The following is a 2,462-nucleotide window of genomic DNA, read 5'->3' on the forward strand; positions in this document are numbered from 1 at the left end:
CGCCCACATCCGATTTCTATAATGAGTGGTCTTACAAGCTGTTGTAAGGCTATTTTTTTTATCTGTTAACTTCCTTACTTAACTTTCTTTCCCCTTTATGGCTTATTACTCAGAAAAAAAAGCTAATTTTGCGGCTCGATAATTATCTAATATACACGTATGGAACTTGATTTACTTACTGCTATCTCTCCGATTGATGGTCGATACAGAGGAAAAACAGATGCTTTGGCAGCTTACTTCTCGGAATTTGCCTTGATAAAATACCGTGTGCAAGTGGAAGTGGAATACTTCATCACCTTGTGCGAATTGCCTTTGCCGCAATTAAAAGGCGTAGACAAAAACGTATTTGAAACATTAAGAAATATCTATCGTAACTTCTCTGAAGCTGACGCGCAGCGTATCAAAGATATTGAGAGCGTAACGAACCATGATGTAAAAGCCGTAGAATATTTCCTGAAAGAAGAGTTTGATAAAATGGGTGGAATGGATGACTACAAAGAGTTTATTCATTTCGGACTGACTTCACAGGATATCAATAATACTTCCGTTCCTTTGTCTATCAAAGAGGCTTTGGAACAGGTTTATTATCCACAAATAGAGGAACTGATTGCGCAACTTCGTACGTATGCGGAAGAATGGACGGCTATTCCTATGCTTGCCAAGACACACGGTCAGCCGGCTTCACCTACTCGTTTGGGAAAAGAGGTGATGGTATTTGTATATCGTCTTGAACGCCAGCTGGCTACTTTGAAGTCTTGTCCGCTTACTGCCAAGTTCGGTGGTGCTACCGGAAATTACAATGCGCATCATGTGGCTTATCCGGAGTTCGACTGGAAAGCATTTGGTAACCGGTTTGTTGCTGAAAAACTGGGTTTGGAACGTGAAGAATATACTACGCAGATTTCTAATTATGATAATCTGTCTGCTGTATTCGATGCTATGAAGCGCATAAATACGGTAATGATCGATATGAACCGTGACTTCTGGCAATATATTTCCATGGAATATTTCAAGCAGAAGATTAAAGCCGGTGAAGTAGGTTCCAGCGCCATGCCGCACAAAGTGAATCCGATTGACTTTGAAAATGCGGAAGGTAATCTGGGTGTGGCAAGTGCCATTCTGGAACATTTGTCGGTGAAACTGCCTGTGTCCCGCTTACAACGTGACCTGACGGATTCTACCGTATTGCGTAACGTAGGCGTTCCGTTCGGGCATATCGTAATTGCCATTCAGAGCTCATTGAAAGGTTTGCGTAAATTGTTGCTGAACGAAACGGCTATCTATCGCGATCTGGATAATTGCTGGAGTGTGGTAGCTGAGGCTATTCAGACAATTCTGCGCCGTGAAGCATATCCGCATCCGTACGAGGCGTTGAAGGCCTTAACCCGCACTAATCAGGCTATTACGGAAGCTTCTATAAAGGAATTTATTGAAGGTTTGAATGTAGATGAGGAAATAAAGAAAGAATTGCGTGTAATTACTCCTCATACATATACAGGAATCTAAGCTGGAAATATTAAATTTAGCTGTATAATGAAGCCAACATTTTAAATCCGGCGATTGTTAATATAGTATACATATATAATATAAGGTATAAGAGTGATAATAGAATGGCCGTGAGGCCAACGTTTAATTTTATTCGAATAAAACAATGAGTACAGAAAACGAAAATTGGCGTGACGATTCTTCCAGTGAGGAGAATTCAGGCAACAGATTTGAAAGAGAAAACAATTACAGCCGTCCGTCTTACAACCGTGAAGGTGGTGACCGACCCTATCGTCCGCGTTTTAACAGCGAGAGTGGCGAACGCCCACAGCGTGCTTACAGCAGTGATCGCCCGTATCGCCCGCGCTTTAACCCTAATGCTGAAGGTGGTGAACGTCCACAACGTTCTTATGGTGACCGCCCGTCTTACAATCGCGAGGGTGGTGATCGTCCGCAACGCTCGTATGGTGATCGTCCGTCCTATAATCGTGAAGGCGGCGATCGTCCGCAACGTCCTTCTTATGGAAACAACAGTGGTGGTGACCGTCCTTATCGTCCTCGCTATAATAGCGGTGATGGTGGTGATCGTCCACAGCGTCCTTCTTATGGAGGCTCTTCTTATGGTGACCGTCCCCAACGCCCGCGTTTCAATAGTGGTGACGGACAGCGTTCTTATAACAACGACCGTCCTTATCGTCCTCGCTATAATAGCGGTGATGGTGGTGATCGTCCACAACGTTCTTATGGTGGCTCTTCTTATGGAGGTTCTTCTTATGGCGACCGCCCGCAGCGTCCACGCTTCAATCCGGATGGCGGAAGAGGCGGATATGGTCGTCCCCAGCAGCGTCGTACGCCGGATTATGATCCGAATGCAAAGTACAGCCGTAAGAAACAGATAGAATATAAGGAACAGTTTACGGATCCTAATGAACCGATTCGTTTGAACAAGTTCCTGGCTAATGCAGGTGTCTGCTCTC

General features: G+C 44.4%; 1 protein-coding gene and 1 pseudogene. Both read left to right on the forward strand.

Annotated elements, in window-relative coordinates; translation table 11 throughout:
- Positions 1–159: 159 nt before the first annotated feature.
- Positions 160–1,506 (forward strand): adenylosuccinate lyase, encoded by a 1,347-nt coding sequence (gene purB / locus BACCELL_RS04840; protein ID WP_007210462.1) that lies wholly within the window; start codon positions 160–162, stop codon positions 1,504–1,506.
- 145 nt (positions 1,507–1,651) lie between these two features.
- Positions 1,652–2,462, forward strand: a pseudogene (locus tag BACCELL_RS04845) (pseudouridine synthase); the annotation flags it as partial.

The organism is Bacteroides cellulosilyticus DSM 14838 (assembly GCF_000158035.1).
GTDB classification, from domain to species: Bacteria; Bacteroidota; Bacteroidia; order Bacteroidales; family Bacteroidaceae; genus Bacteroides; species Bacteroides cellulosilyticus.

Bases quoted from the DNA above. Each gene is read 5' to 3' on its own strand.
- purB (WP_007210462.1), top strand. From the start codon at position 160: ATGGAACTTGATTTACTTACTGCTATCTCTCCGATTGATGGTCGATAC.